This window comes from Mesorhizobium sp. WSM4849 (assembly GCF_055811385.1).
Genome location: NZ_JBVVPW010000092.1, coordinates 1 through 1,241, shown reverse-complemented (window position 1 = coordinate 1,241; position 1,241 = coordinate 1). Strand labels below are relative to the sequence as shown.

The following is a 1,241-nucleotide window of genomic DNA, read 5'->3' as shown; positions in this document are numbered from 1 at the left end:
TGCGTGGGCTCTCAACTTGACTCTGGTTTTCCTGACCCCGATCTGATCGATCATTTGCCCATGCAGTTCATGCCTTCCTCACATCTCCGACGTCCCGGTCTCAGGTGCGTTGTTGCAAATCACGCAGGCACCGTCGCCGGATTCCGGTAGTCCTCCTGTTTCGTCAGCATGGCCCAGATGCCACGCGCCATCTTGTTGGCCAGCGCGATTGCCACCAGCATGCGCGGTTTCTTCAACATCAAGCGGGCAAGCCAGGAACCGTCGGGCGCGCGCCTCCGAGACGCCCATCGAACCACAGCCATGGCGCCGATGATGAGCAACCGCCGAATATCGCGCTGGCCCATCTTCGATACCTTCCCTAGTCGTTGCTTGCCGCCGCTCGACTTCTGCCGAGGGACCAGCCCGAGCCAGGCGGCGAAATCGCGACCGCACTTAAAGGCTTCCATCGGTGGCGCAAAGGTTTCAATGGCAAGGGCAGCGATAGGGCCGACACCGGGCATGGTCTGCAAGCGCCGAGATGTTGCAGCTTGCTTGGACAGCGTGTCGATCGTCTTCTTCAATGCCGCGAGCCGGCTGCTCAACTGGTCGATCTGGTCAAGGAGAGCGCTGCAGATGTCACGGACCAGATCCGGCAGGTCTGCGCTCTCGTCCTCGACGATCTCTGCCAGACGTGGCAGGTGGCCGATGCCTTGCGGAGCAACATAACCGAACTCATAGAGGTGCGCGCGCAGCGCATTCACCAATTCGGTTCTCTGATTCACGAACTGCTCTCTGGTGCGAAACACGATAGCCCGGGACTGCTGCTCCTTGGTCTTCGGTTCGACAAAGCGCATTGTCGGTCGTTGCGCTGCTTCGACGATCGCCTCCGCATCTGCGACGTCGTTCTTCTGCCGCTTGACGAACGGTTTGACATAGGCCGGGGCAATCAGTCTTGGCTCATGGCCAAGCCGAGCCATCTGACGGGCCAGTAGTGGGAGCTGCCGCACGCTTCCATCGCCACGACACATGCCGGTTGACTCGCCATGAACTTGCAAAACTGCAGGCGCGACAGCTTCTTGCGGAACACAACCGATCCATCAGCTGCCGCCCCGTGCAGCTGAAAGACGTTCTTTGCCAGATCGACCCCAATGATGGTAACCTTTTCCATGGATGCCTGCCTCTCCTTTGCGTGGCGCTAACACCACAAACTTTGGCACATTGCGATGCCGTCGGAGAAGGCTGGCATCCACCCCATCAGCAAA

General features: G+C 59.5%; 1 pseudogene. It reads right to left on the bottom strand.

From position 1 onward, the window contains the following. Nucleotides 1–119 precede the first annotated feature (119 nt). Nucleotides 120–1,147: pseudogene (locus AC0L3L_RS36325) on the bottom strand (IS110 family RNA-guided transposase). Nucleotides 1,148–1,241: the final 94 nt, after the last annotated feature.